The organism is Kineococcus indalonis (assembly GCF_009906395.1).
GTDB lineage: Bacteria > Actinomycetota > Actinomycetes > Actinomycetales > Kineococcaceae > Kineococcus > Kineococcus indalonis.
Genome location: NZ_JAAALM010000885.1, coordinates 1 through 935, shown reverse-complemented (window position 1 = coordinate 935; position 935 = coordinate 1). Strand labels below are relative to the sequence as shown.

Here is a 935-nt window from a genome sequence, read left to right as displayed (position 1 = left end):
CCGCGGCGCGGCGCCCGAAGGTGCGTCGTGCGGGGGTGCTCACGAGGTCCGAGCTTGGCACGCGCCGCGCGGCGGCGGCGACGCCCCCGCCGGGAGCGGGGGCGGGGCCCTCAGACCCGCTCGACGTGCTGCAGCGAGCGGATGCCGTGCTCCAGGTGCCACTGCAGGAAGGCGGCGACCAGGCCGCTGCCCTCGTCGCGGCAGCGGGCCTCGCTGGCGTCGGCGACGTCCCAGCTGCCCGTCAGCAGCGCCGCGAGCAGCTCCAGGGTGCGCGGGTCGGGGGCGGCCGAGCCGGGCGGGCGGCACACCGGGCACACCGCCCCGCCGGCGGGCACGGAGAAGGCGCGGTGCGGGCCGGGGGCGCCGCAGCGGGCGCAGTCGGCGAAGCTGGCCGCGTAGCCGGCCACGGCCATCGAGCGCAGCAGGAAGGCGTCGAGCACCAGGGTGGCGGCGTGCTCGCGGCGCGCCAGGGTGCGCAGCGCGCCGACCAGCAGCAGGTACTGCTGGGTGTTGCTCTCGCGCTCGACCTCGGTGAAGCGCTCGGCGGTCTCCAGCAGGGCGTGCCCGGCGGTGTAGAGGCCGTAGTCGGCGGCGATGACCGCGCCGAGCGGGGCGAGCACGTCGACCTGGGTGACGGTGTCGAGGTTGCGGCCGCGGTGCAGCTGGACGTCCACGCACGTGAACGGCTCCAGGCGCGCGCCGAAGCGCGAGGAGGTGCGCCGCACGCCCTTGGCGACCGCCCGCACGCGCCCGTGGTGGCGGGTGAGCAGGGTGATGATGCGGTCGGCCTCGCCGAGCTTGGCGGTGCGCAGCACGACGGCCTCGTCGCGGTAGCTGCGCGGACCCCCGATGCCACTCACCCGAGCAGGGTAGGCCCCGGCACCGACACGACCGCCCGGGCGGTCGTGTCGGTGCCGGGGCCTACCCTGCTCGGG

Annotated in this window: 1 protein-coding gene; it reads right to left on the bottom strand. The window is 77.5% G+C overall.

The features are described from left to right. Positions 1-110: 110 nt before the first annotated feature. Positions 111-860, bottom strand: coding sequence for a DNA repair protein RecO (gene recO / locus GTR00_RS21730; protein WP_323132672.1), 750 nt, complete (start codon positions 858-860; stop codon positions 111-113). Between the last annotated feature and the right edge of the window lie 75 nt (positions 861-935).